Genomic DNA, 26,698 nt, shown 5'->3' with positions numbered 1-26,698 from the left:
TCTCCAGAATCAGGCACAAACAGGCCGGCAGTATAGCGGTGGGCCACTGCGGGTAACCAGCGCCTCGCAGTGAATACTGAAATGTCTGACAAACCCTTGGGAAGCCGGTTCCTGTCACACAGATGTCACCGCCCATACACGTGCATGTCACGGCGCTCTGACAACCTTCTCGGCAGTCACCCCTTCAAGGTACTTTGCCATGCGCTACCTGATCTCGCTGTTCGCGCCACGCCCATTGCATCGCTGCTTCGCCCTGCTCGACCGCAATGGTCATTGCCAGGCATTCAAGCAGTGCAGCCTGCAGCCGATGGGCGATGGCTGGGTCGAAATCGAAGAAATCCGCCTCAACTGGCTGCACCATCCCCTGCCCGCCAGTGCCCGTGTCAGCCAGCACCGACCGCGTGCGCGGGCGCAGCAGCTGTTGGCCACCTGACCAGACGCCTAATAAAAGTCATTAAACACGTCCATTTCCCTGCGTTTCTTAGATACAATCTCCCCCCGATTATAAGGACGTCTCCTGATCGGGCCTCGCAGCATCGTCAATGCTTCGGTATTGGCACCCCCGCACCGCCCACAGAGAGCCGCCCACACAGATCGAGTGAAGCTGGCGCGCTTGCTGTTCCTTGAGCAAAACCCCCACTTTTCGCGAATCTGCAGAGCTGTCATTACGCTCGGTCACTGAGCTGTTTGCCCGTTTTGCCTGTCATGTATCCCATGACGGCAATCCATCCGGGCACGGTGCCAGGCTGGGGCAGCCCTTTTTTGAGGTTCACGTCTTCAAAAGAGCGTGAAAAAAACGGGTTTTCACAACTTCACAAGAGTGTGGCGAGCAAATGAATAGTTTTGCGTCTGAATATGCACCATTAGCGTCTGGAACAGCCCAACGACACAGGACCGAGTATTCCTCGAACACCGGAGCCTGAAGCCTGTCCGCTACGGATTTGGTTGCACAAACGGAAGTCTCGACCATAAGTCGAATTGCCAGTCGCGCGTTGAAATGAGTTCATAGACCTCATTCACCCGGTCGGTAGCCTCCGTCGAAGTTGCGATAAATTGCGAAGATTCGGACATGGCGATACTGCCATGGTTACCTTGGGCCCACTGATACGCCCCGGAACGCCTGGCAGCCATGCCGACAATTTGGTGCTGCAGATTTTGGAGACGCGTTAAATGGCGCATAACGAAGCAGTCGACGTAGTACTGGTTGGGGCCGGCATCATGAGTGCCACCCTCGCAGTACTGCTCAAAGAGCTCGACCCCGCGATCAAGCTGGAAGTCGTCGAGCTGATGGATTCCGGTGCTGCGGAGAGTTCGAACCCGTGGAACAACGCCGGTACCGGTCACGCCGGGCTGTGTGAGCTCAATTACACGCCGCAGGCTGCCGACGGCACCGTCGACATCAAGAAAGCCGTGCACATCAACACCCAGTTCGAGGTGTCGAAGCAGTTCTGGTCGTACCTGACCAAAAAAGGCACCTTCGGTTCGTGCAAGTCCTTCATCAGCCCGGTGCCGCACCTGAGCTTCGTGCAAGGTGACAGTGGCGTGTCCTTCCTCAAGGAGCGCTTCAAGGTGCTGAGCAAGCACCACGCCTTCTCCGATATGGAGTACACCGAAGACAAGGCAAAAATGGCGGACTGGATGCCATTGATGATGCCTGGTCGTCCGGCTGACGAAGTCATCGCTGCCACCCGCGTGATGAACGGCACCGACGTCAACTTCGGCGCGTTGACCAACCAATTGCTCAAGCACCTGACCAGCGCACCCGATGCCCAGGTCAAGTACTGCAAGCGCGTCACCGGCCTGAAGCGCAACAACGGCGGCTGGACCGTCAGCATCAAGGACGTCAACAGCGGCAACACCCGTGAAGTCGACGCCAAATTCGTCTTCCTCGGCGCGGGCGGCGCGGCATTGCCGCTGTTGCAGGCTTCGGGCATCGAAGAGAGCAAAGGCTTCGGCGGTTTCCCGATCAGTGGCCAATGGCTGCGTTGCGACAACCCGGAAGTGGTCAAACACCACCAGGCCAAGGTCTATAGCCAGGCCGCCGTGGGCTCGCCGCCGATGTCCGTGCCGCACCTGGACACCCGAGTCGTCGATGGCAAGAAGTCCCTGCTGTTCGGACCGTATGCCGGCTTCACCACCAAGTTCCTCAAGCACGGTTCCTTCATGGACCTGCCGATGTCGGTTCGCGCCGGCAACATCGGCCCGATGCTGGCCGTGGCGAAAAACAACATGGACCTGACCAAGTACCTGGTCAGCGAAGTGATGCAGTCGATGGAGCAGCGCCTGGAGTCCCTGCGTCGCTTCTACCCTGAGGCGAAAGCCGAAGACTGGCGCCTGGAAGTGGCCGGCCAACGGGTTCAAATCATCAAGAAAGACCCGAAAAAGGGCGGCGTCCTGCAGTTCGGTACCGAACTGGTCGCGGCCAAGGACGGTTCCCTTGCTGCACTGCTCGGCGCTTCGCCAGGCGCTTCGGTGACCGTTTCGATCATGCTGGAGCTGATCGAGAAATGCTTCCCGGCCAAAGCGTCCGGCGAGTGGGCGGCCAAACTGGCGGAAATCTTCCCGGCCCGTGAAAAGGTTCTGGAAACCGATGCTGCGCTGTATCGCAAGATCAACACGCAGAACAACATCGCGCTGGAACTGGTTGAAGAAAGCAGCGAGACCCCAAGCTACGCTTGATCGTCGCGCATAAAAAACGCCCCGTTCTCATTGAGAGCGGGCGTTTTTTTATGCCTGCTTCACGACGAATCCAATTTTGCAGGAGCCGGCTTGCTGGCGATGGCATCAATTCGGTATGTCAGATAACACCGAGGTGATGCCATCGCCAGCAAGCCGGCTCCTACAAAGGCGGCTTTTTTTCGTCGGATGAAAGGGCCTTAACCGCGAGCCTTGTCGATCAGCTCGATGTACTCGGCCGCGTTGCGCTGATCCTTGATCAGGGTCACAAAGTCATTGCCGTGCTCATCCTTGCCGTTCAAATCCAGGCCGGCTTCAACAAAGAACGTCAGAAACCGCTCGAAATCGTCGATGCGCAGGCCACGGTAAGCCTTGATCAGTTTGTGCAGGGACGGCGAAGTGGCGTCGACCGGTTCGAAATCGAGAAACAACTTGATCTGCTCATCGCCGATCTCGTCACCAATCACTTGCTTCTTATCTTTACGCATTGCCGACTCCAGCTCGCAGACATTTCACGGGGCGGGCAGTTTACCCCTCACTGGCCGCCGGGCTCAACGCGGACGAACGGCCCCGGTGTGCAGGTCAGCCCAGACATGGCCATTGGCGTAGCTGAGGAACTGGCAATACACCGTCTCATTGCGCAACAAGTCGATCACCACGCGGTACTGCGCCATCGGATAAAACAGCGTCAGGGTTTTGCTCTTGTCGTCGTAGATCGGCTTTTTCAGGCTTTTGCTTTCGCCATCGAAGTTGACCAGCACCTGATTGATGGTCGCGCCCTTGTTCAAGGGTTTGCCCTTGAGGCGGATCAGCAGCGGAGACGTTACCGGGATCGGCTGTTGGGTGGACTGGCGCTGACTGCCGACCACTACCGAATATTCGGTGACCTGCAACAGTTGTTGCTGCTCGGGTTCGGCATCACGCAGGGTCAGGTCGTCCGGCGGCAGAAACTGCGCATGCATCGGCGCCGGCGCGGCGGCCAGGGGCAGGCTGAAGGTCAGCAACAGGGCGGCGCAGCAGCGGATCAAACGGCTCATGACAGGCTCCCAGGGCGAAGCCGAGCACTCTAGCACGAGGATCAACCGTGCGAATTAGCGATATGGGTCAATACTTCGCGATACCAAGCTGGCCATACTGGAAGAGCTTTCAGCCGTCGATAACGGTGCACCGTCTACTGTGGAGTGCTTATGTCGTTCTCCGTTCCCCCGTTATTCGCCGCCTGGCGTCAAACCTGGCACGCCGGCTACACCCTCAGACGCTTGCGCGGCGACATCAGTGCCGGGGTGACGGTGGGGATTATCGCCATCCCATTGGCCATGGCCCTGGCGATTGCCGTCGGTGTACCGCCCCAGCAAGGGTTGTATACGGTACTGATCGCCGCGCCCCTGATCGCCTTGACCGGCGGTTCGCGTTTCAATGTCAGTGGGCCTACTGCCGCGTTCGTGGTCATTCTGCTGCCCATCACCCAACAATATGGATTGGGCGGCCTGCTCCTCTGCACCATGCTTGCCGGCGTCATCCTCATTGCCCTGGGGCTGATTCGAGCCGGGCGGTTGATTCAGTACATTCCGTATCCGGTCACCCTGGGCTTTACCGCCGGGATCGGCATTGTCATTGCCACCCTGCAATTGAAGGATTTGCTGGGCCTGAACACCGCCGGCCAGGCAGAACACTACATCGAGCAGCTGGGTGTACTGATTCTCGCGTTACCCAGCGCTAATCTGGGGGACGGAATTATCGGCATCGCCTGCCTGGCCATTCTGATTGTCTGGCCACGGTGGGTGCCGAGGATTCCGGGGCATTTGGTGGCGCTGACCATCGGCGCACTCCTGGGGTTGGCGCTGGAGCACGGCGGGCTGGCAGTGGCGACATTGGGTGAGCGTTTCAGCTATATGGTCGAGGGCGTCAGCCATCCCGGCATTCCGCCGTTCCTGCCGAACTTCGATTGGCCGTGGAATCTACCCGGCCCCGACGGCCAGCCGCTGCACCTGTCCTACGACTTGATCCGTCAATTAATGGCGCCAGCGTTCGCCATTGCCATGCTCGGCGCCATCGAATCCTTGTTGTGTGCGGTGGTGGCGGATGGCATGACCGGCAGCAAACACGAGCCCAACGCAGAACTGCTGGGCCAGGGCCTGGGCAATCTGATCGCACCGTTGTTCGGCGGCATTACCGCCACGGCGGCCATTGCCCGTAGTGCCACGAATGTGCGCAGCGGGGCCTTTTCGCCATTGGCGGCCATTATTCACAGCGCGGTGGTGCTGATGGCGATACTGGTCCTCGCACCGCTTTTCAGCTACCTGCCGATGGCTGCGCTGGCAGCATTGCTGGTCATGGTGGCGTGGAACATGAGCGAAGCCCGGCACGTGCTGCATACCTTGCGCATCGCGCCCCGCAGCGATGTGCTGGTCTTGCTGACCTGCCTGAGCCTGACGGTGTTGTTCGATATGGTGATGGCCGTCGGCGTCGGCCTGCTGCTGGCCGCCGGGTTATTTATCAAACGCATGAGCGATCTGACGGATACCGCCGAACTGCCACGCGGTTACCATCAAGCCTTGCAGGAGATGCCGGAGCATGTTCGGTGCTATGCGATACGCGGGCCGCTGTTCTTCGGCGCGGCCGAAAAAGCCTTGGGGGTGCTGCGCAAATTCAGTCCGGAGGTCAAAGTAGTGATCGTCGAGATGAGCGCGGTGCCCATGCTGGACATGACGGCGCTGGCGGCCTTCGACAATATCCTGAGGGATTACCGCACGGACGGCATTGGCCTGATTCTGGTGGCGACCACCCCACGGGTGCGCCTGAAGCTCAGACGCGCGGGCATCCATCGTGAGCAGCGTCAGTTGGCCTACGTGAACAACCTGGAACAGGCTCGTCGCAAAAGCGAACGCTGGCTGGCCGGGAAAAACTGAGCGCGCCTCAGGCGAACTGAGCGCGCATCCAGGCTTGATACTCGGCGACACCCGGCTCGCCTTCACGCGGCGCCCAATCAGCCAGCTCACCTTCGCCAACTGGGCGATAAGGGCCGGCCTTGCACTCGAACATCAAGCTATCGGCTTCCAGCACCACCAGGCCATGGAACACACCGGTTGGCAGGTCGACACCCACACAGTCGCCACCGGCCTGCAGGATCTGCTTGCGCACCACCGCGCCGGCCTCATCGAAAATCAGCAGACCAAGCCGCCCTTTGAGGACCAGCAAGGTTTCAGCCTTGTTGTCCCCCAGATGCCGGTGAGGCGGGATGTACGTGGACGGCTGCAAGCCCACCGCCATGCGATGGCAAGCCTCTTCCATCTGATGGAAGTTGTGATGCTGACGTCCACGTGGATTTGCCGCCGCCTTGCCGGCCAATTCATTGAACAAGGCTTGATCAAGAAAGCTCGGCGCGCTCATTGCTTACATCCCTTTGACGGCGAAAATTCCGTTGGCATTACGCCAGTAGCCTTTGTAGTCCATGCCGTAACCGAAGATGTAACGGTCGATGCACGGCAGGCCGACGAAATCGGCTTTCAGGTCCGGGCGAGCCTTGCGGTCGTGGTCCTTGTCGATCAGCACGGCGGTGTGCACTTTGCGCGCGCCGGCGTGTTTGCAGAAGTCGATGATCGCGCCCAGGGTGTGACCTTCGTCGAGAATGTCGTCGATGATCAGCACGTCGCGGTCGATGAACGACACTTCAGGCTTGGCTTTCCAGAACAGGTCGCCGCCGCTGGTTTCGTTGCGATAGCGGGTGGCGTGCAGGTAGGACGCTTCCAGCGGGAAATGCAGGTGGGTGAGCAGCTTGCCGGCGAAAATCAGGCCGCCGTTCATCACACAGAACACCACCGGATTTGTGTCAGCCAGTTGTTCGTTGATGTGTGCACCGACGCGGGCGATGGCCGCCTCGACTTCAGCTTCGGTGTACAGGCAGTCAGCCTCTCGCATGATTTGACGGATATGCTCGAGATCAGCGGACATGGCGCTCTCCAGGGGGATTTGAGGGGGAGGGACGGTTCAGGAAAAGCGGGCAAAGGTACGCATCAAGCGAGGCCAGATCAAGCGTTTGTGGACTAACGTACTCTATGTCTATAGGACAACACCCTCGGATAGATTAATCTAGGCCGGTTTTTTTGCCCGCCGCCGGAGCCTTTCCCATGCCCATCCTCGAGATCCGCCATCCGCTGATCCGCCACAAACTCGGCCTGATGCGCCGCGCAGACATCAGCACCAAGAATTTCCGCGAGCTCGCTCAGGAAGTCGGTGCCCTGCTGACCTATGAAGCCACTAAAGACCTGCCGCTGGAATCCTACGACATCGAAGGTTGGTGCGGCACTGTGTCGGTCGAAAAAATCGCCGGCAAGAAGATTACTGTGGTGCCGATCCTGCGTGCCGGCATCGGCATGCTCGAAGGCGTGCTCAGCCTGATCCCGGGCGCCAAGGTCAGCGCCGTGGGCGTGGCCCGCAACGAAGAAACGCTGCAGGCCCACACCTACCTGGAGAAACTGGTTCCGGAAATCAACGAACGCCTGGCGATGATCATCGACCCGATGCTCGCCACCGGCAGCTCCATGGTCGCCACCATCGACCTGCTGAAAAAGGCCGGTTGCCGCGACATTCGCGCCATGGTGCTGGTCGCCGCGCCGGAAGGCATCGCCGCCGTGGAGAAGGCTCATCCGGACGTGACCATCTACACCGCTTCCATTGACGAGAAACTGAACGAGCACGGTTACATCATCCCGGGCCTGGGCGATGCCGGCGACAAGATCTTCGGCACCAAGCAGAAGGACGCTTGAGCATGCAGCAAGAGTTCAACGATCCGCTCTGGCGCACGGTGCTGTCGGGTGCGCAGATGCTGTTCGTGGCCTTTGGCGCGCTGGTATTGATGCCGCTGATTACCGGCCTCGACCCGAACGTGGCGCTGTTCACGGCGGGTCTGGGGACGATTCTGTTCCAGATCGTCACCGGGCGTCAGGTGCCGGTGTTCCTGGCGTCGAGCTTCGCCTTCATCACCCCGATCATTCTCGCCAAAGGCCAGTTCGGTCTTGCGGCGACCATGGGCGGCGTGATGGCGGCCGGTTTCGTCTACACCTTCCTCGGCCTCGCCGTGAAGATCAAAGGCACCGGTTTCATCGACCGTTTGCTGCCTCCGGTGGTGATTGGTCCGGTGATCATTTCCATCGGTCTGGCCATGGCGCCGATTGCCGCCAACATGGCGATGGGCAAGGCTGGCGACGGTAGCGAGCTGATTCATTACCAGACAGCCATGCTGATCTCGATGCCGGCGCTGCTGACGACGCTGATCGTCGCGGTGTTCGGCAAAGGCATTTTCCGCCTGGTGCCGATCATCTCCGGCGTGCTGGTCGGATTTGCCATGGCGTTCTACTTCGGCGTGGTCGATACCGCGAAGATTGCCGCTGCACCGTGGTTCGCGATCCCGAACTTCACCGCGCCGGAATTCAACTGGCAGGCGATTCTGTTCATTGTTCCGGTGGCATTGGCCCCGGCCATCGAACACATCGGCGGCGTGATCGCCGTCGGTAGCGTGACCGGTCGCGACTACCTGAAAAAACCCGGCCTGCACCGCACGCTGCTCGGTGATGGCATCGCCACCACCGCCGCCGGTTTGTTCGGCGGTCCGCCCAACACCACGTACGCCGAAGTGACGGGCGCGGTGATGCTGACCAAGAACTACAACCCGAAAATCATGACCTGGGCGGCGATCTTCGCCATCAGCCTGGCGTTCATCGGCAAGTTCGGCGCGTTGCTGCAAAGTATTCCGGTGCCGGTGATGGGCGGGATTCTGTGCCTGTTGTTCGGTTCGATTGCTGCGGTGGGGATGAACACCCTGATTCGCCACAAGATCGACCTGGGCGAAGCGCGCAATCTGGTGATTGTCTCGGTGACGCTGGTGTTCGGGATTGGCGGTGTGCTGGTCGGCACCGGCACCGGTCCGGACGACTTCGGCCTCAAAGGCATCGCACTGTGCGCGGTGGTAGCGATTGCGCTGAACCTGTTGCTGCCGGGCAATGACAGCTGGAAGCACAAGAAGGCGAATGAGCCGCTGATATAAGCCAAGGGCTTTGTTGCTGCTTCAGACGCCATCGCCAGCAAGCCGGCGCCTACAGGTTTTATGTCGATCACATGAATGTGGAACGACTCGATCCTGTCGGAGCCGGCTTGCTGGCGATGCTTTTACAGCGCCAACGGCGCTCGTTCGCACAATGTGGCTAACGCCTTGGCCCACTGCGGGTCATCGTTGAGGCATGGCACCAGCACCAACTCCTCCCCCCCCGCTTCGCGGAACTGCTCTTTGCCGCGATCACCAATCTCTTCCAGCGTCTCGATGCAATCGGCAACGAACGCCGGGCACATCACCAGCACCTTCCTGACGCCCATTCCCGCCAACTCATCAAGGCGCGCTTCGGTGTAGGGTTCGATCCATTTCGCCCGACCCAACCTCGACTGAAACGACACTGACCATTTGCCGTCCGGCAAGCCCATGCGTTTGGCAAACTCGGAAGCTGTGCGCAAGCATTGGGCGCGGTAGCACGTGGCCAACACTTCGGGTGAAGCATTCTGGCAGCAATTTTCGCTTTGAAAACAATGGTGGCCCGTTGGATCGATCTTGGTCAGATGCCGCTCCGGCAAACCATGGAAGCTCAGCAGCAGGTGGTCATGATCCTGTTCAAGATAGGGTTTGGCGCTGGCCACCAACGCATCGAGGTACTCAGGCTGATCGTAGAACGGCTGGAGAATCGAAAACTGCACATCCAGCTGTTTCTCACGGACCACCCGCCTGGCTTCCTCGATCACCGTAGTCACGGTGCTGTCGGCGAACTGTGGATAAAGCGGCGCGAGCGTAATTTTCTTGTGGCCCTGAGCAGCGAGCTGCACCAGTTTCGATTCAATCGACGGCTCGCCGTAACGCATGGCCAGCTCTACCGGCCCGTGTGTCCACTGTGTGGTCATGGCCTGCTGCAAGCGACGGCTGAGCACCACCAGCGGCGAGCCCTCCTCCCACCAGATCGAGGCGTAGGCGTGGGCCGACTGCTCCGGGCGCTTGATCAGAATCAGCGACACCAGCAAACGCCGCACCGGCCAGGGCAGGTCGATCACATACGGGTCCATCAGAAATTGATTGAGGTAACGGCGTACATCCGCCACCGACGTGGAGGCAGGTGAACCCAGATTGACCAGAAGCAACGCGTGATCGGTCATGCAACGTCCTATTTCAGAGGCGGCTGGACAAGTCGTCCAACGCCGCACGCAGGTCAGTGAACTGGAAGATGAAACCCGCTTCCAGCAAGCGCGCCGGCATAGCCTTCTGGCCACCCAGCAACAGCGATGACAACTCGCCCAGGCCCACCTTCAATGCCAGGGCCGGCATGGGCATGAACGCCGGACGGTGCAGCACGCTGCCCAGCGTCTTGGCAAATTCGCGATTGCGCACCGGTTTGGGCGCGCAGGCATTATAGGGACCACTGGCGTTTTTCTGATGCAGAAGAAAATCGATCAAGGCGATTTGATCCTTGATATGGATCCACGGCATCCACTGCCGACCACTGCCCAAAGGCCCGCCCAGCCCCAGTTTGAACGGCAGCAAGAGCCGCGACAAAAAGCCGCCCTCAGCCGACAACACCAGCCCGGTCCGAACGAAGATCACGCGCATGCCCAAGGCCTCGGCACGTTGCGCGGTTTCCTCCCAGGCAATGCATAACTGACTGGCGAAATCATCAATGACCGGTGCAGACTTTTCCGTCAATTCGCGCTCGCCACCGTCACCGTACCAGCCAATGGCAGACCCCGAGATCAACACCTGCGGTTTCTGTTCACGGCTTTCCAGCCACGCCAACATCGTTTCGGTCAGTGTGATGCGACTGCTCCAGAGCAAGGCCTTGCGCCGGGACGTCCACAAGCGGTCGGCAATCGGCGCACCCGCGAGGTTGATAATCGCGTCCACCGGCTCTTGCCCGAGGTCTTCAAACAGGGCGATACCGCGGACCTGTGCACCGCAAATTTTTGCGACTTTTCCAGGTGACCGACTCAAGACCGTCAGGCGATGTCCCTGGCTCAACCAGTGTCGGCAGAGTTGACGTCCTATCAAACCAGTACCGCCGGTCAGCAATATGTGCATGACATCTTCCTCGCGTGGCGTTTTACCCTGATCACTAGTCTATTTTTATAAGCAGGGATCTTTGATATCGGGCAGGCTCTGTGTTTAACAATAGGCCAAGCTGTCAGAACGAGAACGCTAAAAGTTATACCAAAAAACAATATTGTACAGGTTTCATCCACGGCGTAGTCTGTACAGAAAGGTAAACGAGGCCCCTATGACTGTACCTATCGCAATCATCGGCACCGGCATCGCCGGACTCTCAGCCGCCCAGGCCCTGACGGAAACCGGGCATGTCGTTCAACTTTTCGATAAAAGCCGCGGCAGTGGCGGACGCATGTCGAGCAAGCGCAGCGATGCGGGTGCCCTGGACATGGGCGCGCAATATTTCACTGCGCGCGATCGCCGCTTCGTGACTGAAGTCCAGCGCTGGCAAGCCAACGGCTGGGTCGCCGAATGGGCACCACAGCTCTACACCTACCACGGCGGCCAGCTCAACCTGTCGCCGGACGAACAGACTCGCTGGGTCGGCACACCTCGCATGAGCGCCATCACCCGCGGCCTGCTCGGTGATCTGGAAGTGCATTTCGCCTGCCGCATTACCGAGGTCTATCGCGGTGAAGAGCATTGGCATCTGCAGGACGCAGAAGGTTTCACTCATGGTCCGTTTGGCCACGTGGTGATCGCCACGCCGGCACCTCAAGCGACGGCACTGCTGGCCTCCGCACCCAAACTCGCCGGGGCCGCCGCGGGGGTAAAAATGGATCCGACGTGGGCCGTCGCACTGGCGTTCGATACGCCATTGGACACACCCATGGAGGGTTGTTTCGTGCAGGACAGCCCACTCGACTGGCTGGCGCGCAACCGCAGCAAACCAGGGCGCGACAATACGCTGGACACTTGGGTGCTGCATGCCACCAGTACCTGGAGCCGGCAACACATCGACCTGCCCAAGGAGGCGGTGATCGAGCAATTGCACGGTGCATTTGCTGAACTGCTGCATGACTCAATGCCTGCCCCGACCTTCAGCCTCGCTCATCGCTGGCTCTACGCACGCCCGGCCAGCAGTCATGAATGGGGAGTTCTGGCCGACGCCGACCTGGGCCTGTATGTGTGTGGTGACTGGTGCCTGTCCGGTCGGGTCGAAGGTGCCTGGCTCAGCGGACAGGAAGCTGCCCGCCGCCTGCATGCGCACTTGCAGTGAACCGTATCAACCCGAGCAAATTGCTGCTGTCGAAGTGGACAGCAGCCCACCCGCAAAACCGCGAAAAACACTTTCTGGTGACCGAGTTGTTCCGAGACGAGGAAGGCACGGTGCTGGATGTCGAACTGCAGGCGGTGCTGACCCGACGCAGCGAACGGCTCGACTGGCAAACGCTGAAAAACAGCGACGCCTGGAGCCCCGGCTGGAAATAGCCCCCTGTAGGAGCCGGCTTGCTGGCGATCCAAACGCCGCGATCTCTCAGGAATACCCCGTCATCGTTCATCGCCAGCAAGCCGGCTCCTACAAAGAGCTCTTCAGCGCGGCATAAAACCTATACAAACAATTTGACTTGTACACCTTTGAATCTATGATGAAGTCCATGTTGTACAGAAACTCATCTCTGTACAGGTTTGGATTCGAGGTGTCCCGATGTCCCATGCCAGCGAAAAACCAAAAATAGCGATCAGCGCCTGCCTGATGGGTGCCGAGGTGCGCTTCAATGGCGGGCACAAGGAATCGCGGCTGTGCAGCCGTACCCTCACTGAGTATTTTGATTTCGTCCCGGTGTGCCCTGAGGTCGCCATTGGCCTGGGTATTCCTCGCCAGCCCATCCGGCTGGTCGGCGACGCTGAACATCCCGAAGCCATCGGCACTGTTCATCCCGAACTGAACGTCACCCGGCCGCTGGCCGATTACGCCCGAAAGATGGCCGCCGAGCTTGACGATATCTGCGGCTACATTTTCATGCAGAAATCGCCGTCTTGCGGACTGGATCGGGTCAAGGTCTACCACGCCAACGGCGCGCCGTTAGAAGGGGGTGGCCGAGGCATTTTTGCCCAGGCGTTCTGTGCACAGCACCCGGATTTGCCAGTGGAAGAAGACGGACGGCTCAACGACCCGGTGCTGCGGGAAAATTTCCTCACCCGCGTATTCGCCTACAGCGCCTGGCAACAATTGCTGCAAGCAGGCCTGACTCGCCGCGGGTTGACGGAATTTCACTCGCGCTACAAATACCTGCTGATGGCCCACAACCCGGTGCAGTACAAAACCCTGGGCAATCTGCTGGGCAACATGGGGCAGATCGACCCGAAAGAACTTGGCCCACGCTATTTCAGCGAACTGATGGCGGCCTTGAAGAAGTGCGCCACGCGCCGCACTCACTCCAACGTTCTGCAACACATCAGTGGCTACCTCAAGCAGGTCATCAGCACTGAAGACAAACAGGAAGTGCAACACGTCATTGGCCAGTATCGCCACGGCATCGTGCCGCTGGTGGTGCCGCTGACGCTGCTCAAACATCACTTTCGCCAACACCCGGACCCGTACATTGCGCAACAGGTTTACCTGCAACCGCACCCGGAAAACCTCAGCCTGCGAAACGCGATCTGATGAAAACCCCACTCGATACCAGTGCCCGGGAAGACCTCGGCGACGACTTTAAAAAAGCCCTCGACGAAGGCTGGCTGCCGATTCGCGAAGTGGCCCGGCAGACTGGCGTCAACGCCGTCACCTTGCGCGCCTGGGAACGGCGTTACGGTTTGATCGTGCCGCAGCGCACGCCGAAAGGGCACCGGCTGTTCAGCGCCGAACACGTGCAACGGATCCTGACGATCCTCACCTGGCTCAATCGCGGCGTAGCCGTCAGCCAGGTCAAGCAACTGCTCGATACTCCGCAAGCCTTTAGCGAAGCGGTCGAAAACGATTGGCAGGTGCTGTGCAACACGCTGATCCAAGCGGTCACTCAGCTCAACGAGCGCACCCTCGACGACACCGTCAATCAGGCGATCGCGCTCTACCCGCCGCGGACCTTGTGCGAACAACTGCTGATGCCGTTGCTGACCGAACTTGAACAACGCTGGCAGGGCCAGTTTGGTGCGCAGATGGAGCGCGTGTTTTTCCACTCCTGGCTACGTAGCAAATTCGGCGCGCGCATCTACCATAACAACCGTCAGTTGCGCACCGCGCCGCTGCTGTTGATCAATCACTCCGACCTGCCGCTGGAACCGCATCTGTGGCTCACGGCGTGGTTGATCAGCAGTGCCGATTGCCCAGTGGAAGTGTTCGACTGGCCGCTGCCGGCGGGCGAACTCGCACTGGCAGTCGATCACCTGCAAGCCCGCGGCGTCCTGCTGTATTCCAGCAAAGCCATGAACCTTTCGCAGCTGCCGAAACTTTTGAACGGCGTCAGTTGCCCAAAAATGATTGCAGGACCAACGGTGTGCATCCACTACGCCGAGTTGTCCGTAAAAACAGCAGAAATTGCCGAATTGTTCCTGGCCGAAGATCCGTTATCGGCGCATCAGGAGCTGGTACGGCGCGGGCTCGTATAAATGAAGACGGACACCTCCATGCAACTGATCTGGCTGCGCAGCGACTTGCGTCTACATGACAACACCGCTCTCTCGGCCGCCGCTTCCCGGGGACCGAGCGTGGCGGTGTACCTGCTGAGCCCGCAGCAATGGCGCGAGCACGACGACGCGCCGTGCAAAGTGGATTTCTGGCTGCGCAACCTGAGCGAGTTGAGCCAGGCACTGGATGAACTCAACATCCCGCTGCTGATCCGCAACGCCCCCTGCTGGGATGATGCGCCGAAGGTTTTGCTCGAGCTCTGTCAGCAACTGAAGATCAGTGCAGTGCACGCCAACGAGGAGTACGGCATTCACGAGAGCCGTCGTGACGACGTGGTGGCCGAAGCGCTGAAGCTCAACGGCATCGACTTCCATAGCTACCTCGATCAACTGCTGTTCAAACCCGGCAGCGTCTTGACCAAAACAGGTACGTATTTCCAGGTCTTCAGCCAGTTCCGCAAGGTTTGCTATGAGCGTCTGCACCGTTCATTGCCAACGCTGGTCAGCGCGCCCATGGCTCAAGCGAAGTTGAACATCGACAGCGACCACATACCCTCAAGCGTTGAAGGCTTCGCAACACCCGGCGCAGCCTTGCGTGCCCTGTGGCCTGCCGGCGAGACCGAAGCCCGGCGCCGCCTCGATACTTTCGCCGATGCGCAAATCGACTACTACAAAAGTGAGCGTGACTTTCCGGCAAAACCCGGCACCAGTCAGCTCTCGGCCTATCTGGCAGCCGGGGTCATTTCCCCACGCCAGTGCTTGCACGCCGCCCTGCAAAGCAATCAAGGCGAGTTCGAAAGCGGCAAAGTCGGCGCCGTCACCTGGATCAACGAATTGCTCTGGCGCGAGTTCTACAAACACATTCTGGTGGGCTACCCGCGCGTCTCTCGTCACCGCGCCTTCCGCCCGGAAACCGAAGCCCTGGCCTGGCGCGATGCACCGCAAGAACTGGCCGCCTGGCAAGAAGCGCGCACGGGTCTGCCGATCATCGACGCAGCCATGCGCCAACTGCTCGAAACCGGCTGGATGCATAACCGTTTGCGCATGGTGGTGGCGATGTTCCTGACCAAGAATCTGCTGATCGACTGGCGTGAAGGCGAACGTTTTTTCATGCGGCACCTGATCGATGGCGACCTCGCCGCGAACAACGGCGGCTGGCAGTGGAGCTCATCCACCGGCACCGACTCGGCGCCCTACTTCCGGATTTTCAATCCGATCAGCCAATCGGAAAAATTCGACAGCGAAGGCCTGTTCATCAAGCACTGGCTGCCGGAACTGGCCGGGCTGAACAAGAAAGACGTGCACAACCCGGCGAACCTCGGCGGCTTGTTCGGGGTGGCAGATTATCCGTCGCCCATCGTCAATCTGAGTACATCCCGTACACGCGCGCTGGCGGCGTTCAAAAACCTGCCGTCGCGACAGAGCGCGGGGGGTGGTTATGAGTGATTTCCTGCGGCACTTCGCCCGGCAGTTTGCCGAGCTGAACAAAGACAACCTGCAGCGACTGAATGAACTGTACGCCACCGACGTGCACTTCACCGATCCGCTGCACGAAGTTCAGGGCATCGCGCATTTGCGCAGCTATTTCAGTGAGCTCTACGCCAACATCAGCGAGCTGCGCTTCGATTTTTACGGCTTCGACCAGATTGGCGAAGGCGAAGGTTATCTGCGTTGGGTCATGAGTTACCGCCATCCGCGTCTGGCCGGCGGCCGCTTGATTCGGGTGGACGGCTGTTCGCACCTGCTCTGGCGTGAAAAGGTGTACCGCCACCGGGATTACTTCGATGCCGGGGCACTGCTTTACGAACATGTACCCGTGTTGGGTCGGGCAATCGCCTGGCTGAAAAGGAGAATGGGATGAGTCTTACACCTCCACGACGATATTGGCTGACCGGGGCCAGCAGCGGCATTGGCGCCGCGCTGGCTGAGGAAATTCTGAAAACCGGTGCCCATCTGGCGGTAAGTGCACGCTCGCTGGCGCCGCTGAAAGTCTTGTCGCAACGCTACCCCGGGCAAGTGCTGGTGGTGGCGGGCGATCTGACCAACAGCCAGACCGTACGCGAAATCGGCGAGCAAATCGCGCATGACTGGGGCTCGCTGGATACGGTGATTCTCAATGCCGGCACCTGCGAGTACGTCGACGCCCAGCAGTTTGATTCGTCGATCGTCGAGCACGTGGTGCGCACCAATCTGCTGGCCAGCAGTTACTGCATCGAAGCGGCGCTGCCGCTGTTGCGCAAAGGCACCGCGCCGCATTTGGTGGGCGTCGCGAGTTCGGTGACTTACCTGCCGCTGCCACGGGCGGAGGCGTATGGCGCGTCGAAGGCCGGGCTGCGTTATCTGTTCGAATCGTTGCGCATTGATCTGGCGCCTGAAGGCATAGAAGTCACCGTGGTCAGCCCGGGGTTCGTCGACACACCGCTGACGGCAAAGAACGATTTCCCGATGCCACTCAGTTGGCCGGTGGGCAAAGCAGCGCGACACATCTTTGCCAAGCTGAAGCATCGGCCACTGGAAATTGCATTCCCTGCACTGTTCATGGCGGCGCTCTGGCCACTGTCGAAAATGCCCAACCGGGTCAAGCTCGCCATCGGCAAACGCATGGTGCGCAGCAGTCCGCCAATCAAGGACATCCCGTGAACATCGCCATCATCGGCAGCGGTATCTCGGGGCTGACCAGCGCCTACCTGCTGAATCGCAACCACGAGATCACCCTGTTCGAGGCCGGCGACCGGGTCGGCGGTCATACCCACACGGTGGACGTGGAGGTCAATGGCCAGCGCTATGCCGTGGACACCGGCTTCATCGTGTTCAACGACTGGACGTACCCGAATTTCATTCGCCTGCTGGGCCAGATCGGCGTGGGCTTCAAAGCGACCGAGATGAGCTTCTCGGTCACCGATCCGGACAGCGGCCTGGAGTACAACGGCAACAACCTCAACAGCCTGTTCGCCCAGCGCCGAAATCTGCTGTCGCCGGGGTTCTGGGGCATGCTGCGCGATATTGTGCGCTTCAACAAACGCACTCAGTTGGACCTGTCCGAAGGCCGGATCGCGCAGGACACCACGCTCAACGAATACCTCAAGGCCGGCGGATACGGCGAGCGGTTCATCCTGCATTACATCGTGCCGATGGGTGCGGCGATCTGGTCGATGCCGATGGCCGAGATGCTGAATTTTCCGCTGCAATTCTTTGTGCGGTTTTTCAAGAATCACGGTTTGCTGTCGATCAACAATCGCCCGCAATGGCGAGTAATCGAGGGTGGTTCGAGTGCTTACATCGCCCCGTTGACCGCGACGTTCAAAAAAAGGATCCGCCTCAACTGTCCCGTGATGCGGGTCGAGCGCGATGCCGATGGCGTGGTTATCCACAGCAGCGCCGGCAGCGAACGCTTCGACAAAGTCGTGTTCGCCTGCCACAGCGATCAGGCGCTGAAACTGCTGGCCAAACCGAGCGAAGCCGAACAGTCGATCCTCGGCGCCCTGCCCTACGCCGACAACGAAGTGGTGCTGCACACCGACACGCGCCTGCTGCCTTCGCGCAAACTTGCCTGGGCCAGTTGGAATTATCGCCTCGGTGGGGCCGGCCATACGCTGGCCGCGGTCACCTACGACATGAACATCCTGCAAGGCATCCAGAGCGATACCACGTTCTGCGTCAGCCTCAACCAAAGCGCCGGCATCACTCCGTCTCTGGTGCTCGGCCGATTTACCTATGCCCATCCGCAATACAGCCTGACGGCCGTGGCGGCGCAGGCTCGCTGGGAAGAATTGAACGGCGCCCAACACAGCTTTTATTGCGGTGCCTATTGGGCCAACGGTTTCCATGAAGATGGTGTGGTCAGCGCGTTGCGTGTGGCCCGCTCGTTCGGGGAAGTGCTGTGAACAGTGCCCTTTATAGCGGCTGGATCGCTCATCGGCGGTTTGCTCCGAAGCACCATGAATTCCGTTACCGGATCGGCCTGCTGTACCTCGATCTCGAAGAACAGGACGCCGTTCTCGGCTTATCGCCACTGTCGGGCAATGGCCGTTTTTCACCGTTTTCGTTTCGCGAAAGCGACTACCTCAAAGCCTTCACCGGTAACGGCACGCGCCTGATCGATGCGGTGCGCGAACAGGTTCGCCAGGCCATTGGTCATGCGCCACAAGGTTCGATCTGCCTGCTGACCCAGCCTCGCAGCTGGGGCCTGGCGTTCAACCCGGTGAGCTTTTTCTATTGTTACGAAGCCGACGGCCAACTGGCGGCGATTCTTGCCGAAGTCACCAACACCCCTTGGCGCGAACGTTTTCACTACGTGTTGCCGGCCAGGACGCCGCAAGACCTGCGCGACTTTCATCAGCATTTCGCCGTGGCCAAGGCCTTCCATGTGTCGCCGTTTCTGCCTCGGGATCTCGAACACCGCATGAGCTTCAGCCCGGTCGCCAATAAAATCGGCGTGCACATGGCCGACTGGCAAGGCGAACTGAAGCTGTTCGACGCCACGCTCAACCTGAAACGCGAAGCCCTGAGTCGCGCCAGCCTGCACCGTTACTTGTGGCGTTTTCCGTGGATGACCGCGAAAACCGGTTTGGCCATTTATTGGCAAGCCCTGCGCCTGCTGCTCAAACGCGCACCGATATTTGCTCATCAAGCTGCCGATGGCAGCTTTCAAACCGCCACCGTTCCACCCAAGGATCGCCGCCATGAAATCCACTAGCGTTTCAGCCAAAGGCTCCCTGTTCAGCACCAACAGCCTGACCGGGACAGTGCTGCGTCGCGGTGTGCTGCGGCAATTGGCGCAGCTGAAGCACGGGCAACTGGTGGTCGTCGAAGACGGCGAACGGCATCTGTTCGGCACCGTTGGCAGCCATTTACTGGGGGAGATTCACGTCCTCGACGCCGCGACGTGGGGATTGGTGGCCAGCAACGGTTCAATCGGTGCGGGAGAGGCATTTATCCATGGTTATTGGAGTTCGCCGGACCTGACGGCGGTGGTTCGCGTGTTCGTCAGCAACCTTGAAGTGCTGGACGCGCTGGAAGGTGGCCTGGCGAAACTCGGCCGCCCCTTCGTTCACGGCCTGCACTGGCTCAACCGCAACACACGCAAAGGCTCACAGAAAAACATCGCCGCGCACTACGACCTGGGCAATGACCTGTTCGAGCAGTTTCTCGACCCGACCATGATGTATTCGGCTGCACAATTTCTGAGTCCCGAGGACAGCCTGGAGCAGGCGCAGTTGAACAAACTGGAGCGGATCTGCCAGAAGCTCGACCTCAAACCCAGCGATCACCTCCTGGAAATCGGCACGGGCTGGGGCAGCATGGCGCTGTACGCGGCGCAGAATTATGGCTGCAAAGTCACCACCACCACGCTGTCCAAAGAGCAACACGCCTTTACCGCACAACGGATCGAAGCGCTCGGACTGCAACAGCAGGTCACCTTGCTGCTCAAGGATTACCGCGATCTCACCGGGCAGTACGACAAGTTGGTGTCGATCGAAATGATCGAAGCCGTGGGCCATCGCTTTCTGCCGACCTACTTCAAGCAATGTGCGCACCTGCTCAAGAGCAATGGCTTGATGCTATTGCAGGCGATCACCATCCGCGAGCAGCGCTACGAGCAAGCCAAGGGCAGCGTTGATTTCATTCAGCGCTACATCTTCCCGGGCGGCGCCCTGCCCTGCGTGCAGAAAATGCTCGAGATCGTCAGCCGCGACACCGACATGAACTTGCTGCACATGGAGGATTTCGGCCTGCATTACGCGCGAACCTTGCGTCTGTGGCATGAGAACTTTCGTCGCGCCCAAGGCCGCTTGAGCGAACTGGGTTACGACGATTACTTCCTGCGGCTGTGGGAGTTTTACCTGTGCTACTGCGAAGGTGGCTTCCTGGAGCGCACCATCGGCACTGCGCAGCTATTGCTGGCCAAACCTTCGGCGATCACCGCGCCGCTGCTTGGTCGTTTCGATGCTTGAACGCCTGGCCAACGCCGCGTTGTTTCAGCTCGGCTGGCTTGCCTGCGTAATCGGCGGCAACAGTTTGTGGTTACTGGTGGCGCTGGGCGCCTTGGTGATTCATCTGCTGTGGATAAGTCGCTGGGCTGAGGAGGGTCGGCTGATTCTCAGCGTTGTGCTGCTGGGCACGACCGTTGACAGTTCATTGCGCTGGCTGGGGGTGTTCGAGTTCAACGAGGTCGCGCCGCTGATTCCTCTGTGGCTGATGCTGTTGTGGGCACTGCTGGCAACAACCTTGCGTCATTGCCTGCAATGGACCGCAAAACCCTGGTGGGTGGGCAGCTTGCTCGGCGCCGTGGGTGGACCGTTATCGTATTACGCGGGAGGGCAACTGGCCGGGGTGCAATTCCCTTACGGCCCATTACCGACGCTGATCGGCATCGGATTACTCTGGGCGCTGCTGTTTCCCGCGCTGCATTTCATGGCCCGGCGGCTGGCGGCGTCCGACACTCACGGCTAAGCGTCCGTCAGGCCTTTTACACAGCGCCGACCGACTGACTTACACTGCGCGCCATGAAAACCATTCCCCACACGCAAATCGCCGAGCCTGCGGTCACGTGCTCGACCTGCGCGGCCTGCTGCTGCCAGCTCGAAGTGATGCTGATCACCGACACGGGCGTGCCTGAACGCTTTATCGATACCGATGACTGGGGTGGGGAAGTCATGCTGCGCCTGGACGACGGCTGGTGCGCCGCACTGGATCGCAACAGCATGATGTGCACGATCTACGAGAAACGCCCGCTGATCTGCCGGGAATTCGAGATGGGCGCACCAGAGTGCATCGATGAGCGCCAGGGGATTACCACGGCGTATCGGTGAAACTCTGCCAACTGAAGATCTGATGTGGGAGCGGGCTTGCTCGCGAAAGCGGTTTAACATTCAACAATGATGTTGACTGACCGTCCGCTTTCGCGAGCAAGCCCGCTCCCACATTTGTCTTACAGCGTTCTCAGAGCGGCATCGTGTAGTGCAGCGCGTAGCTTTCTACACCGTTGTTCGGGCTACTGAGCCCGGCGTTGGAGTAATGCGTCGCACGAATCCCGACTTCATGCCCGCCCGCAAAACGCAGGCCAAAGCCGAACCGGTCTTCGAACTGGAAGGCACTGCCAAGTTGATTGTTTTCAACTTCGGTATTGGCGAACAACGCCACGCCCACCCCGAGCTCTACATAAGGTTTGACGTTCTGACCGGCAAACTCATAAACAAACACCGGCGAGAACGACAGGCTGTGGTTGCTGGAGGCTTCGTCGCCGTCCCAGTAAGTGTAGGCGCCACTCCAGTAACCGGTCAGGCGACCGACATCACTCTGCAGCCAGCTCTTGTCCCAATCGAATTGCATGCCCAGTCGATAGGTCATGGTCGATTCGCTGGTCTGGCCGACCCCGAACTCCACGCCTGCCGCTTGTGCGGTGAAACTATGCCCCATCAGTGCGGCCGCAATCGCGGCCAAGCAGAATAGTCGCTTCATTAGAAACATCCTTTTCCGAACGATTTCGTAAGGTTTTTTTTGTTGCTCACCGCTATAGAAGGCGACGCTTAATCAGAAGTTCACCCAATTATTCGTTCTCCCCAGGGTTTTGTTTATCCCTTGAAGCTTTGCACAACGCCAGCGGTATTCCACAGGATCGGCAAGATATTTGCGAAATGTTCCGGATCGGCACTGGTCCAGAATTGCGCGGCGCGCGCTGGCCCTTCAGCGAGCAACTCGCGCTCGGCCAACAAACGTTGAAGTTGACGTGCCACCGCGGCCCCTGTGTCGATCAGGCTGATGTCCTCAGGGATCATCTGCTTAAGCAACGGCTTAAGGAAGGGATAATGCGTGCAGCCAAGGATTATCGTGTCGCAGCCTGCCGCGAGCAGCGGCCCGACATACCGGGCAAGCAATTCACGCAGGGCGGGACTGTGCAGATCGCCGTTTTCAATCAACTCCACCAGCCCCGGGCACGGCTGAGTGATTACCCGTACATCCGTGGCGAAGCGGTCGAGTAACGCGGCGAACTTGGCACTCTGCAAGGTGCCGGTGGTGGCGAGCACACCGACCACACCGCTGCGGGTGGCAGCTGCAGCCGGCTTGACCGCAGGCTCCATGCCAACGATGGGCCACTGGGGATAATCGCGCCGCAAATCGGCAACACCGGCCACCGTTGCCGTGTTGCAGGCCAGCACCAGGGCCTTGGCGCCCTGCTGCTGAAAAAAATCAGCCATCACGCTGCAACGCTGCTGGATGAATTCCGGCGTCTTCTCGCCGTAGGGAATATTTCCACAATCGGCGACGTACAGCAGCGTTTCGTTGGGCAGCAATCGCTGGATCTCGGCCAGCACCGAGAGCCCACCGACGCCGGAGTCGAACACGCCAATCGGCGCTTCACGCATGTTTGGGCCCACAGACGCTGCAGCCCGGATCACGCTTGACCCGCAATTCACGGAAGCGCGAGCCCAAGGCATCAATCAACAACAAGCGCCCCACCAGCGGTTCGCCGAAACCCACCAACAGCTTCATCGCTTCCAGTGCCTGGAGGCTACCGACCAACCCAACCAACGGACCGACGACGCCAGCTTCACTGCACGTCAGTTCGGCTTCGCTGCCGTGCCCATATAAACAGTGGTAGCAAGGACTTTCCGGGCGACGCGGGTCGAACACCGACAATTGCCCTTCGAGGCGAATGGCTGCACCGCTGACCAACGGTTTGCCCGCGGCCACGCACGCGGCGTTGACCGCTTCACGGGTGGAAAAATTGTCGGAGCAATCCAGCACCAGGTCCACGGCGGCAACCGCTGCCGCCAAAGAATCTTCATCCAGCGCAGTGCGATGGGCGACTAACGTGATCTCGGGGTTGATTGCACTCAGGCGACGGATCGCCGAGTCGACCTTGGTCAGGCCAACGCTGTCGGTGTCGTGAACGATCTGGCGTTGCAGGTTGGTCAGGTCAACGGTGTCGAAGTCCGCCAGATGCAGCTCACCGACGCCAGCCGCGGCGAGGTAAAGCGCAACCGGTGAACCGAGACCGCCAAGACCGACGATCAATACGCGGCTTTCTTTCAGTCGCAACTGCCCGTCGATGTCGACGTGCTGCAACAGAATCTGCCGACTGTAGCGCAACAATTCCTGATCATTCAGCACGGCAGGCGCCCCAGGCTGATCCGTTGGTGGCCGCCCAGATCGGTGCGGCTGTGGACTGCTTCAAAGCCGCGGGTCTGTAGCAGATCGCGCACGGCTTCGGCTTGATCATAACCGTGTTCGAGCATCAACCAGCCACCCGCTTCCAGGTAATCCGGCGCCTGGTCGACGATCAGGCGCAAGTCGTCGAGCCCGTCGATACCGGCTACCAGAGCGCTCTCCGGTTCGAAACGCACATCGCCTTCCACCAGATGCGGATCGGTCGATGCAATATAAGGTGGATTACTGATGATCAGCTGAAAACGCTGACCTTCCAGCGCGCTGAACCAATGACTGCTCAGCACGGTGGCATTGTTCAGGTGCAGGCGCTGACGATTGCGCTCGGCCAGGGCCACGGCTTCAAGCACGCGATCCACGGCAGTGACGCTCCACGCCGGACGTTCACTGGCCAGGGCCAGAGCGATGGCGCCGCTGCCGGTGCCTAGATCGAGGACCTTGGCGGGCGTGGCGGGCAACAATTCCAGCGCGGCCTCCACCAGCAATTCGGTGTCCGGGCGCGGGATCAGCGTGTGCGGCGCGACTTCCAGGTCAAGTTTCCAGAAACCTTGCTGGCCGAGAATGTACGCCACCGGCTCGCCGCCACGACGGCGTTGCAGGTATTCGGCAAATTTCAGCGCGGCATCGCTCGGAACGATGCGCTCCGGCCAGGTGTGCAGAAAACTGCGGGACTTGCCCAATGCCGCGGCCAGCAACAATTCAGCATCCAGACGCGCCGTCGGCGAGTCGGGCAGATCAGCGGCGCGCAACAGACTGGCAATGATCGTCATTCGATGGCCGCCAGTTGGTCAGCCTGATATTCGGCCAGCAACGGTTCGATCACCGCATCGACACCGCCCGCGAGGATTTCGTCGAGGGAGTACAGCGTCAGGTTGACCCGGTGATCGGTAACCCGGCCCTGGGCAAAGTTGTAGGTACGGATCCGCTCCGAGCGATCTCCCGAACCCACCAGCAATTTACGCTCGCTGGCGATGGCATTCGCCGCAGCGCTGGTCTGCTGATCGTTGAGTTTTGCCGACAGCCAGGACATCGCCCGGGCGCGGTTCTTGTGCTGGGAACGTTCTTCCTGGCATTCGACGACGATACCGGATGGCAAGTGCGTGATGCGGATCGCCGAGTCGGTCTTGTTGACGTGCTGGCCGCCGGCGCCGGAGGAACGATAGGTGTCGACCCGCAAATCCGCCGGGTTGATCTCGATCGCTTCCTGTTCGTCCGGCTCGGGCAACACTGCCACGGTGCAGGCGGATGTGTGGATGCGCCCCTGGGATTCAGTGGCCGGAACCCGTTGCACGCGGTGCACGCCGGATTCGAATTTCAGCTTGCCGTAGACGTTGTCGCCTTCAACCCGAGCGATGACTTCTTTATAGCCGCCATGCTCGCCGATGTTCTCCGAGAGAATTTCCACCCGCCAGCCACGCCGCTCGGCGTAACGCGAATACATGCGGAACAGGTCGCCGGAGAAAATCGCCGCCTCGTCGCCGCCGGTGCCGGCACGGATTTCGAGGAACACGTTGCGCCCGTCGTTCGGGTCCTTGGGGAGCAAAAGCCGTTGCAGGCTGGCTTCGATCTCGATCAGTTGCTCTTTGGCTTCGCGAACTTCTTCCACGGCCATTTCGCGCATGTCCGGGTCGCTGTCCTTGAGCAGGGCCTGGGCGCCTTCGAGGTCGCTTTGCACCTTGAGCAACTGTTTATAGGTGTCGACGATCGGCTCGACTTCCGCGTACTCCTTGGAATAGGCGCGGAATTTGGTCTGATCGGAAATGACTTCGCCATCGCCAAGCAAGGCGGTCAATTCCTCGAAACGGTCCTGGAGGATGTCCAGCTTATTGAGCAGTGACGCTTTCATTGCGGTTTTTTATCCGAAAAGCTATCCGATGAGCCCTCACCGAGGGCAAAGAGTTCCTGGGCCATGGCCAGTGCGTCGAGGCGACCTTCGGCTGAGAGCTTTTTCAACTGCACGCTCGGTGCGTGCAAGAGTTTGTTGGTCAAGCCACGCGCCAGTTGCACCAGCACGTCTTCGGCGCTGCTGCCGTTGGCCAGCATCCGCTGGGCCTTCTGCAATTCTTCGTCGCGCATGCGCTCGCTTTGTTGGCGATAGGCCTTGAGCACATCCACCGCCGCCAGTTCGCGCAGGCGGATCATGAAGTCTTCGGCGCCTACCGAAACCATCTCTTCCGCCGCTTGCGCAGCGCCCTGACGGCTCTTGAGGTTTTCGGCGACCACTTCGTGGAGATCGTCGACGCTATACAGGTAAACGTCATCCAACTCGCCGACTTCAGGCTCGATATCGCGTGGTACGGCGATGTCCACCATGAAGATCGGCTTGTGCTTGCGCAGCTTCAAGGCACTTTCCACAGCGCCCTTGCCGAGAATCGGCAACTGGCTGGCGGTGGAACTGATGACGATGTCGCTGCGCACCAGTTCAGCCGGGATGTCCGAAAGCAAGACAGCATGTGCGCCAAACTGCTCGGCCAGAATGCTCGCGCGTTCCAGGGTGCGGTTGGCGACGACAATGCGCTTCACACCCAGCTCATGCAGATGGCGGGCGACCAGGGTGATTGTTTCGCCAGCGCCGATCAGCAAGGCCTGGCTGCGTTGCAGGTCACTGAAAATCTGCTTCGCCAGGCTGACCGCGGCAAACGCCACGGACACCGGGTTTTCACCGATGGCGGTGTCGGTGCGCACTTGCTTGGCCGCATTGAACGTCGCCTGAAACAGACGCCCGAGCAGCGGACCGATGGTGCCAGCCTCGCGAGCCACGGCGTAGCACGATTTCATCTGGCCGAGAATCTGCGGTTCGCCCAACACCAGCGAATCGAGCCCGGAGGCGACCCGCATCATGTGACGAACTGCCGCATCATCTTCGTGCACATAAGCGCTCGCGCGCAGTTCGTCGAGGCTCAAATGGTGATAATCGGCCAGCCAGCGCAGCACGATGTCAGCCGAAAGGTGATCCTGTTCTATATACAGTTCACTGCGATTGCAGGTGGAGAGGATCGCAGCTTCGCGGCTGTCGGTGAGTCGGCAGAGCTGCTGCAAGGCCTCCACCAGCTGCTCAGGGGTAAAGGCCACGCGCTCGCGGACGTCTACTGAAGCAGTCTTGTGGTTAATACCGAGTGCAAGGAAGGCCATTCAAGGTCGCTGATGGTGACGTGAAGCCGGCAATTGTCCTACTTCGTCTGATTCAGAACAACCACTCGATATCTATAGCTCTGG

General features: G+C 59.8%; 29 protein-coding genes. 17 read left to right on the top strand and 12 right to left on the bottom strand.

Annotated elements, in window-relative coordinates; all coding sequences use genetic code 11:
• Positions 1–199: 199 nt before the first annotated feature.
• Entirely contained in the window at positions 200–433 is a 234-nt protein-coding gene (locus PMI01S_RS13035) for a hypothetical protein (RefSeq protein WP_084320439.1), read from the top strand.
• Positions 434–1,170: 737 nt separating this feature from the next.
• Complete coding sequence (mqo, locus tag PMI01S_RS13030; RefSeq protein ID WP_084320438.1) at positions 1,171–2,679, top strand: malate dehydrogenase (quinone); 1,509 nt, start codon at positions 1,171–1,173, stop codon at positions 2,677–2,679.
• A gap of 197 nt (positions 2,680–2,876) precedes the next feature.
• On the opposite strand, the gene PMI01S_RS13025 is transcribed toward mqo, so the two are convergent.
• Both PMI01S_RS13025 and PMI01S_RS13020 read right to left on the bottom strand, forming a co-directional pair.
• Positions 2,877–3,164 carry a PA4642 family protein gene (locus tag PMI01S_RS13025; RefSeq protein WP_084320437.1) on the bottom strand — a complete coding sequence of 96 codons (288 nt, stop codon included), beginning with the start codon at positions 3,162–3,164 and terminating at the stop codon, positions 2,877–2,879.
• Positions 3,165–3,227: 63 nt separating this feature from the next.
• Complete coding sequence (locus PMI01S_RS13020; RefSeq protein WP_084320436.1) at positions 3,228–3,713, bottom strand: hypothetical protein; 486 nt, start codon at positions 3,711–3,713, stop codon at positions 3,228–3,230.
• A gap of 150 nt (positions 3,714–3,863) precedes the next feature.
• Between PMI01S_RS13020 and dauA the strand changes: the two genes are divergently transcribed.
• Complete coding sequence (gene dauA / locus PMI01S_RS13015) at positions 3,864–5,585, top strand: C4-dicarboxylic acid transporter DauA (protein WP_084320435.1); 1,722 nt, start codon at positions 3,864–3,866, stop codon at positions 5,583–5,585.
• A gap of 7 nt (positions 5,586–5,592) precedes the next feature.
• Here the strand turns inward: dauA and PMI01S_RS13010 are convergent, their stop codons facing one another.
• Both PMI01S_RS13010 and PMI01S_RS13005 read right to left on the bottom strand, forming a co-directional pair.
• Positions 5,593–6,066, bottom strand: a complete 474-nt coding sequence (locus PMI01S_RS13010; protein ID WP_084320434.1) for a WbuC family cupin fold metalloprotein — start codon at positions 6,064–6,066, stop codon at positions 5,593–5,595.
• Positions 6,067–6,069: 3 nt separating this feature from the next.
• Positions 6,070–6,627: a hypoxanthine-guanine phosphoribosyltransferase gene (locus tag PMI01S_RS13005; protein ID WP_084320433.1), complete on the bottom strand. Its 558-nt coding sequence runs from the start codon at positions 6,625–6,627 to the stop codon at positions 6,070–6,072.
• A gap of 176 nt (positions 6,628–6,803) precedes the next feature.
• Here PMI01S_RS13005 and upp point away from each other — a divergent pair, with 176 nt between their 5' ends.
• Positions 6,804–7,442, top strand: coding sequence for a uracil phosphoribosyltransferase (gene upp, locus PMI01S_RS13000; RefSeq protein WP_017340734.1), 639 nt, complete (start codon positions 6,804–6,806; stop codon positions 7,440–7,442).
• Positions 7,443–7,444: 2 nt separating this feature from the next.
• Entirely contained in the window at positions 7,445–8,719 is a 1,275-nt protein-coding gene (locus tag PMI01S_RS12995; RefSeq protein ID WP_084320432.1) for a uracil-xanthine permease family protein, read from the top strand.
• A gap of 122 nt (positions 8,720–8,841) precedes the next feature.
• Here the strand turns inward: PMI01S_RS12995 and hemH are convergent, their stop codons facing one another.
• Positions 8,842–9,867: a ferrochelatase gene (gene hemH, locus PMI01S_RS12990; RefSeq protein ID WP_084320431.1), complete on the bottom strand. Its 1,026-nt coding sequence runs from the start codon at positions 9,865–9,867 to the stop codon at positions 8,842–8,844.
• Positions 9,868–9,880: 13 nt separating this feature from the next.
• Positions 9,881–10,783, bottom strand: coding sequence for a TIGR01777 family oxidoreductase (locus PMI01S_RS12985; RefSeq protein ID WP_084320430.1), 903 nt, complete (start codon positions 10,781–10,783; stop codon positions 9,881–9,883).
• A 196-nt stretch (positions 10,784–10,979) separates the two neighbouring features.
• Between PMI01S_RS12985 and PMI01S_RS12980 the strand changes: the two genes are divergently transcribed.
• The 12 genes from PMI01S_RS12980 (at position 10,980) to PMI01S_RS12925 (ending at position 21,126) form a co-directional block, all read left to right on the top strand.
• A complete protein-coding gene (locus tag PMI01S_RS12980; protein ID WP_084320429.1) occupies positions 10,980–11,966 on the top strand; it encodes an NAD(P)/FAD-dependent oxidoreductase in 987 nt (328 codons plus the stop codon).
• Positions 11,963–12,178: a TIGR02450 family Trp-rich protein gene (locus PMI01S_RS12975; RefSeq protein WP_084320428.1), complete on the top strand. Its 216-nt coding sequence runs from the start codon at positions 11,963–11,965 to the stop codon at positions 12,176–12,178. The genes PMI01S_RS12980 and PMI01S_RS12975 overlap by 4 nt, the downstream gene beginning before the upstream one ends.
• 217 nt (positions 12,179–12,395) lie before the next feature.
• Positions 12,396–13,355 carry a YbgA family protein gene (locus tag PMI01S_RS12970; protein ID WP_084320427.1) on the top strand — a complete coding sequence of 320 codons (960 nt, stop codon included), beginning with the start codon at positions 12,396–12,398 and terminating at the stop codon, positions 13,353–13,355.
• Positions 13,355–14,296, top strand: coding sequence for a MerR family transcriptional regulator (locus tag PMI01S_RS12965; protein ID WP_084320426.1), 942 nt, complete (start codon positions 13,355–13,357; stop codon positions 14,294–14,296). The genes PMI01S_RS12970 and PMI01S_RS12965 overlap by 1 nt, the downstream gene beginning before the upstream one ends.
• An 18-nt stretch (positions 14,297–14,314) precedes the next feature.
• Entirely contained in the window at positions 14,315–15,760 is a 1,446-nt protein-coding gene (gene phrB / locus PMI01S_RS12960; RefSeq protein ID WP_174602665.1) for a deoxyribodipyrimidine photo-lyase, read from the top strand.
• A complete protein-coding gene (locus tag PMI01S_RS12955; RefSeq protein WP_084320424.1) occupies positions 15,753–16,175 on the top strand; it encodes a nuclear transport factor 2 family protein in 423 nt (140 codons plus the stop codon). The genes phrB and PMI01S_RS12955 overlap by 8 nt, the downstream gene beginning before the upstream one ends.
• Entirely contained in the window at positions 16,172–16,954 is a 783-nt protein-coding gene (locus PMI01S_RS12950) for an SDR family NAD(P)-dependent oxidoreductase (RefSeq protein WP_084320423.1), read from the top strand. The genes PMI01S_RS12955 and PMI01S_RS12950 overlap by 4 nt, the downstream gene beginning before the upstream one ends.
• The gene (locus PMI01S_RS12945) at positions 16,951–18,198 is read left to right on the top strand and encodes an NAD(P)/FAD-dependent oxidoreductase (protein WP_084320422.1); all 1,248 of its coding nucleotides are present in this window, start codon (positions 16,951–16,953) and stop codon (positions 18,196–18,198) included. Before PMI01S_RS12950 ends, PMI01S_RS12945 begins: the two co-directional genes overlap by 4 nt.
• On the top strand, positions 18,195–19,010 hold the full coding sequence (locus tag PMI01S_RS12940) for a DUF1365 domain-containing protein (protein ID WP_084320421.1): 816 nt from the start codon (positions 18,195–18,197) through the stop codon (positions 19,008–19,010). Before PMI01S_RS12945 ends, PMI01S_RS12940 begins: the two co-directional genes overlap by 4 nt.
• Positions 18,997–20,268, top strand: coding sequence for an SAM-dependent methyltransferase (locus tag PMI01S_RS12935; RefSeq protein ID WP_084320420.1), 1,272 nt, complete (start codon positions 18,997–18,999; stop codon positions 20,266–20,268). The genes PMI01S_RS12940 and PMI01S_RS12935 overlap by 14 nt, the downstream gene beginning before the upstream one ends.
• Positions 20,261–20,767: a DUF2878 domain-containing protein gene (locus tag PMI01S_RS12930; RefSeq protein WP_084320419.1), complete on the top strand. Its 507-nt coding sequence runs from the start codon at positions 20,261–20,263 to the stop codon at positions 20,765–20,767. Before PMI01S_RS12935 ends, PMI01S_RS12930 begins: the two co-directional genes overlap by 8 nt.
• A gap of 53 nt (positions 20,768–20,820) precedes the next feature.
• On the top strand, positions 20,821–21,126 hold the full coding sequence (locus PMI01S_RS12925) for a YkgJ family cysteine cluster protein (protein WP_084320418.1): 306 nt from the start codon (positions 20,821–20,823) through the stop codon (positions 21,124–21,126).
• Between the two features lie 130 nt (positions 21,127–21,256).
• Here the strand turns inward: PMI01S_RS12925 and PMI01S_RS12920 are convergent, their stop codons facing one another.
• The 6 genes from PMI01S_RS12920 to hemA form a co-directional block, all read right to left on the bottom strand.
• Positions 21,257–21,775, bottom strand: a complete 519-nt coding sequence (locus tag PMI01S_RS12920) for an acyloxyacyl hydrolase (RefSeq protein WP_084320417.1) — start codon at positions 21,773–21,775, stop codon at positions 21,257–21,259.
• Between the two features lie 113 nt (positions 21,776–21,888).
• A complete protein-coding gene (murI, locus tag PMI01S_RS12915) occupies positions 21,889–22,680 on the bottom strand; it encodes a glutamate racemase (protein ID WP_084320416.1) in 792 nt (263 codons plus the stop codon).
• Entirely contained in the window at positions 22,673–23,428 is a 756-nt protein-coding gene (locus PMI01S_RS12910; RefSeq protein ID WP_084320415.1) for a molybdopterin-synthase adenylyltransferase MoeB, read from the bottom strand. Before PMI01S_RS12910 ends, murI begins: the two co-directional genes overlap by 8 nt.
• The gene (gene prmC, locus PMI01S_RS12905) at positions 23,422–24,252 is read right to left on the bottom strand and encodes a peptide chain release factor N(5)-glutamine methyltransferase (protein WP_084320414.1); all 831 of its coding nucleotides are present in this window, start codon (positions 24,250–24,252) and stop codon (positions 23,422–23,424) included. The genes PMI01S_RS12910 and prmC overlap by 7 nt, the downstream gene beginning before the upstream one ends.
• Complete coding sequence (prfA, locus tag PMI01S_RS12900; protein WP_017340754.1) at positions 24,249–25,328, bottom strand: peptide chain release factor 1; 1,080 nt, start codon at positions 25,326–25,328, stop codon at positions 24,249–24,251. The genes prmC and prfA overlap by 4 nt, the downstream gene beginning before the upstream one ends.
• Positions 25,325–26,614, bottom strand: a complete 1,290-nt coding sequence (gene hemA, locus PMI01S_RS12895) for a glutamyl-tRNA reductase (protein ID WP_084320413.1) — start codon at positions 26,612–26,614, stop codon at positions 25,325–25,327. The genes prfA and hemA overlap by 4 nt, the downstream gene beginning before the upstream one ends.
• Between the last annotated feature and the right edge of the window lie 84 nt (positions 26,615–26,698).

Source organism: Pseudomonas migulae NBRC 103157, from assembly GCF_002091715.1.
In the GTDB taxonomy this organism is placed as follows: Bacteria; Pseudomonadota; Gammaproteobacteria; order Pseudomonadales; family Pseudomonadaceae; genus Aquipseudomonas; species Aquipseudomonas migulae_A.
The sequence above is the reverse complement of the archived record's forward strand: the minus strand, read 5'-3'. Positions and strand labels throughout refer to the sequence as shown.

Coding starts and splice junctions, on each gene's coding strand:
- PMI01S_RS13035 (WP_084320439.1), top strand. CDS start 200: ATGCGCTACCTGATCTCGCTGTTCGCGCCACGCCCATTGCATCGCTGC.
- mqo (WP_084320438.1), top strand. CDS start 1,171: ATGGCGCATAACGAAGCAGTCGACGTAGTACTGGTTGGGGCCGGCATC.
- PMI01S_RS13025 (WP_084320437.1), bottom strand. CDS start 3,164: ATGCGTAAAGATAAGAAGCAAGTGATTGGTGACGAGATCGGCGATGAG.
- PMI01S_RS13020 (WP_084320436.1), bottom strand. CDS start 3,713: ATGAGCCGTTTGATCCGCTGCTGCGCCGCCCTGTTGCTGACCTTCAGC.
- dauA (WP_084320435.1), top strand. CDS start 3,864: ATGTCGTTCTCCGTTCCCCCGTTATTCGCCGCCTGGCGTCAAACCTGG.
- PMI01S_RS13010 (WP_084320434.1), bottom strand. CDS start 6,066: ATGAGCGCGCCGAGCTTTCTTGATCAAGCCTTGTTCAATGAATTGGCC.
- PMI01S_RS13005 (WP_084320433.1), bottom strand. CDS start 6,627: ATGTCCGCTGATCTCGAGCATATCCGTCAAATCATGCGAGAGGCTGAC.
- upp (WP_017340734.1), top strand. CDS start 6,804: ATGCCCATCCTCGAGATCCGCCATCCGCTGATCCGCCACAAACTCGGC.
- PMI01S_RS12995 (WP_084320432.1), top strand. CDS start 7,445: ATGCAGCAAGAGTTCAACGATCCGCTCTGGCGCACGGTGCTGTCGGGT.
- hemH (WP_084320431.1), bottom strand. CDS start 9,867: ATGACCGATCACGCGTTGCTTCTGGTCAATCTGGGTTCACCTGCCTCC.
- PMI01S_RS12985 (WP_084320430.1), bottom strand. CDS start 10,783: ATGCACATATTGCTGACCGGCGGTACTGGTTTGATAGGACGTCAACTC.
- PMI01S_RS12980 (WP_084320429.1), top strand. CDS start 10,980: ATGACTGTACCTATCGCAATCATCGGCACCGGCATCGCCGGACTCTCA.
- PMI01S_RS12970 (WP_084320427.1), top strand. CDS start 12,396: ATGTCCCATGCCAGCGAAAAACCAAAAATAGCGATCAGCGCCTGCCTG.
- PMI01S_RS12965 (WP_084320426.1), top strand. CDS start 13,355: ATGAAAACCCCACTCGATACCAGTGCCCGGGAAGACCTCGGCGACGAC.
- phrB (WP_174602665.1), top strand. CDS start 14,315: ATGCAACTGATCTGGCTGCGCAGCGACTTGCGTCTACATGACAACACC.
- PMI01S_RS12955 (WP_084320424.1), top strand. CDS start 15,753: ATGAGTGATTTCCTGCGGCACTTCGCCCGGCAGTTTGCCGAGCTGAAC.
- PMI01S_RS12950 (WP_084320423.1), top strand. CDS start 16,172: ATGAGTCTTACACCTCCACGACGATATTGGCTGACCGGGGCCAGCAGC.
- PMI01S_RS12935 (WP_084320420.1), top strand. CDS start 18,997: ATGAAATCCACTAGCGTTTCAGCCAAAGGCTCCCTGTTCAGCACCAAC.
- PMI01S_RS12930 (WP_084320419.1), top strand. CDS start 20,261: ATGCTTGAACGCCTGGCCAACGCCGCGTTGTTTCAGCTCGGCTGGCTT.
- PMI01S_RS12925 (WP_084320418.1), top strand. CDS start 20,821: ATGAAAACCATTCCCCACACGCAAATCGCCGAGCCTGCGGTCACGTGC.
- PMI01S_RS12920 (WP_084320417.1), bottom strand. CDS start 21,775: ATGAAGCGACTATTCTGCTTGGCCGCGATTGCGGCCGCACTGATGGGG.
- murI (WP_084320416.1), bottom strand. CDS start 22,680: ATGCGTGAAGCGCCGATTGGCGTGTTCGACTCCGGCGTCGGTGGGCTC.
- prmC (WP_084320414.1), bottom strand. CDS start 24,252: ATGACGATCATTGCCAGTCTGTTGCGCGCCGCTGATCTGCCCGACTCG.
- prfA (WP_017340754.1), bottom strand. CDS start 25,328: ATGAAAGCGTCACTGCTCAATAAGCTGGACATCCTCCAGGACCGTTTC.
- hemA (WP_084320413.1), bottom strand. CDS start 26,614: ATGGCCTTCCTTGCACTCGGTATTAACCACAAGACTGCTTCAGTAGAC.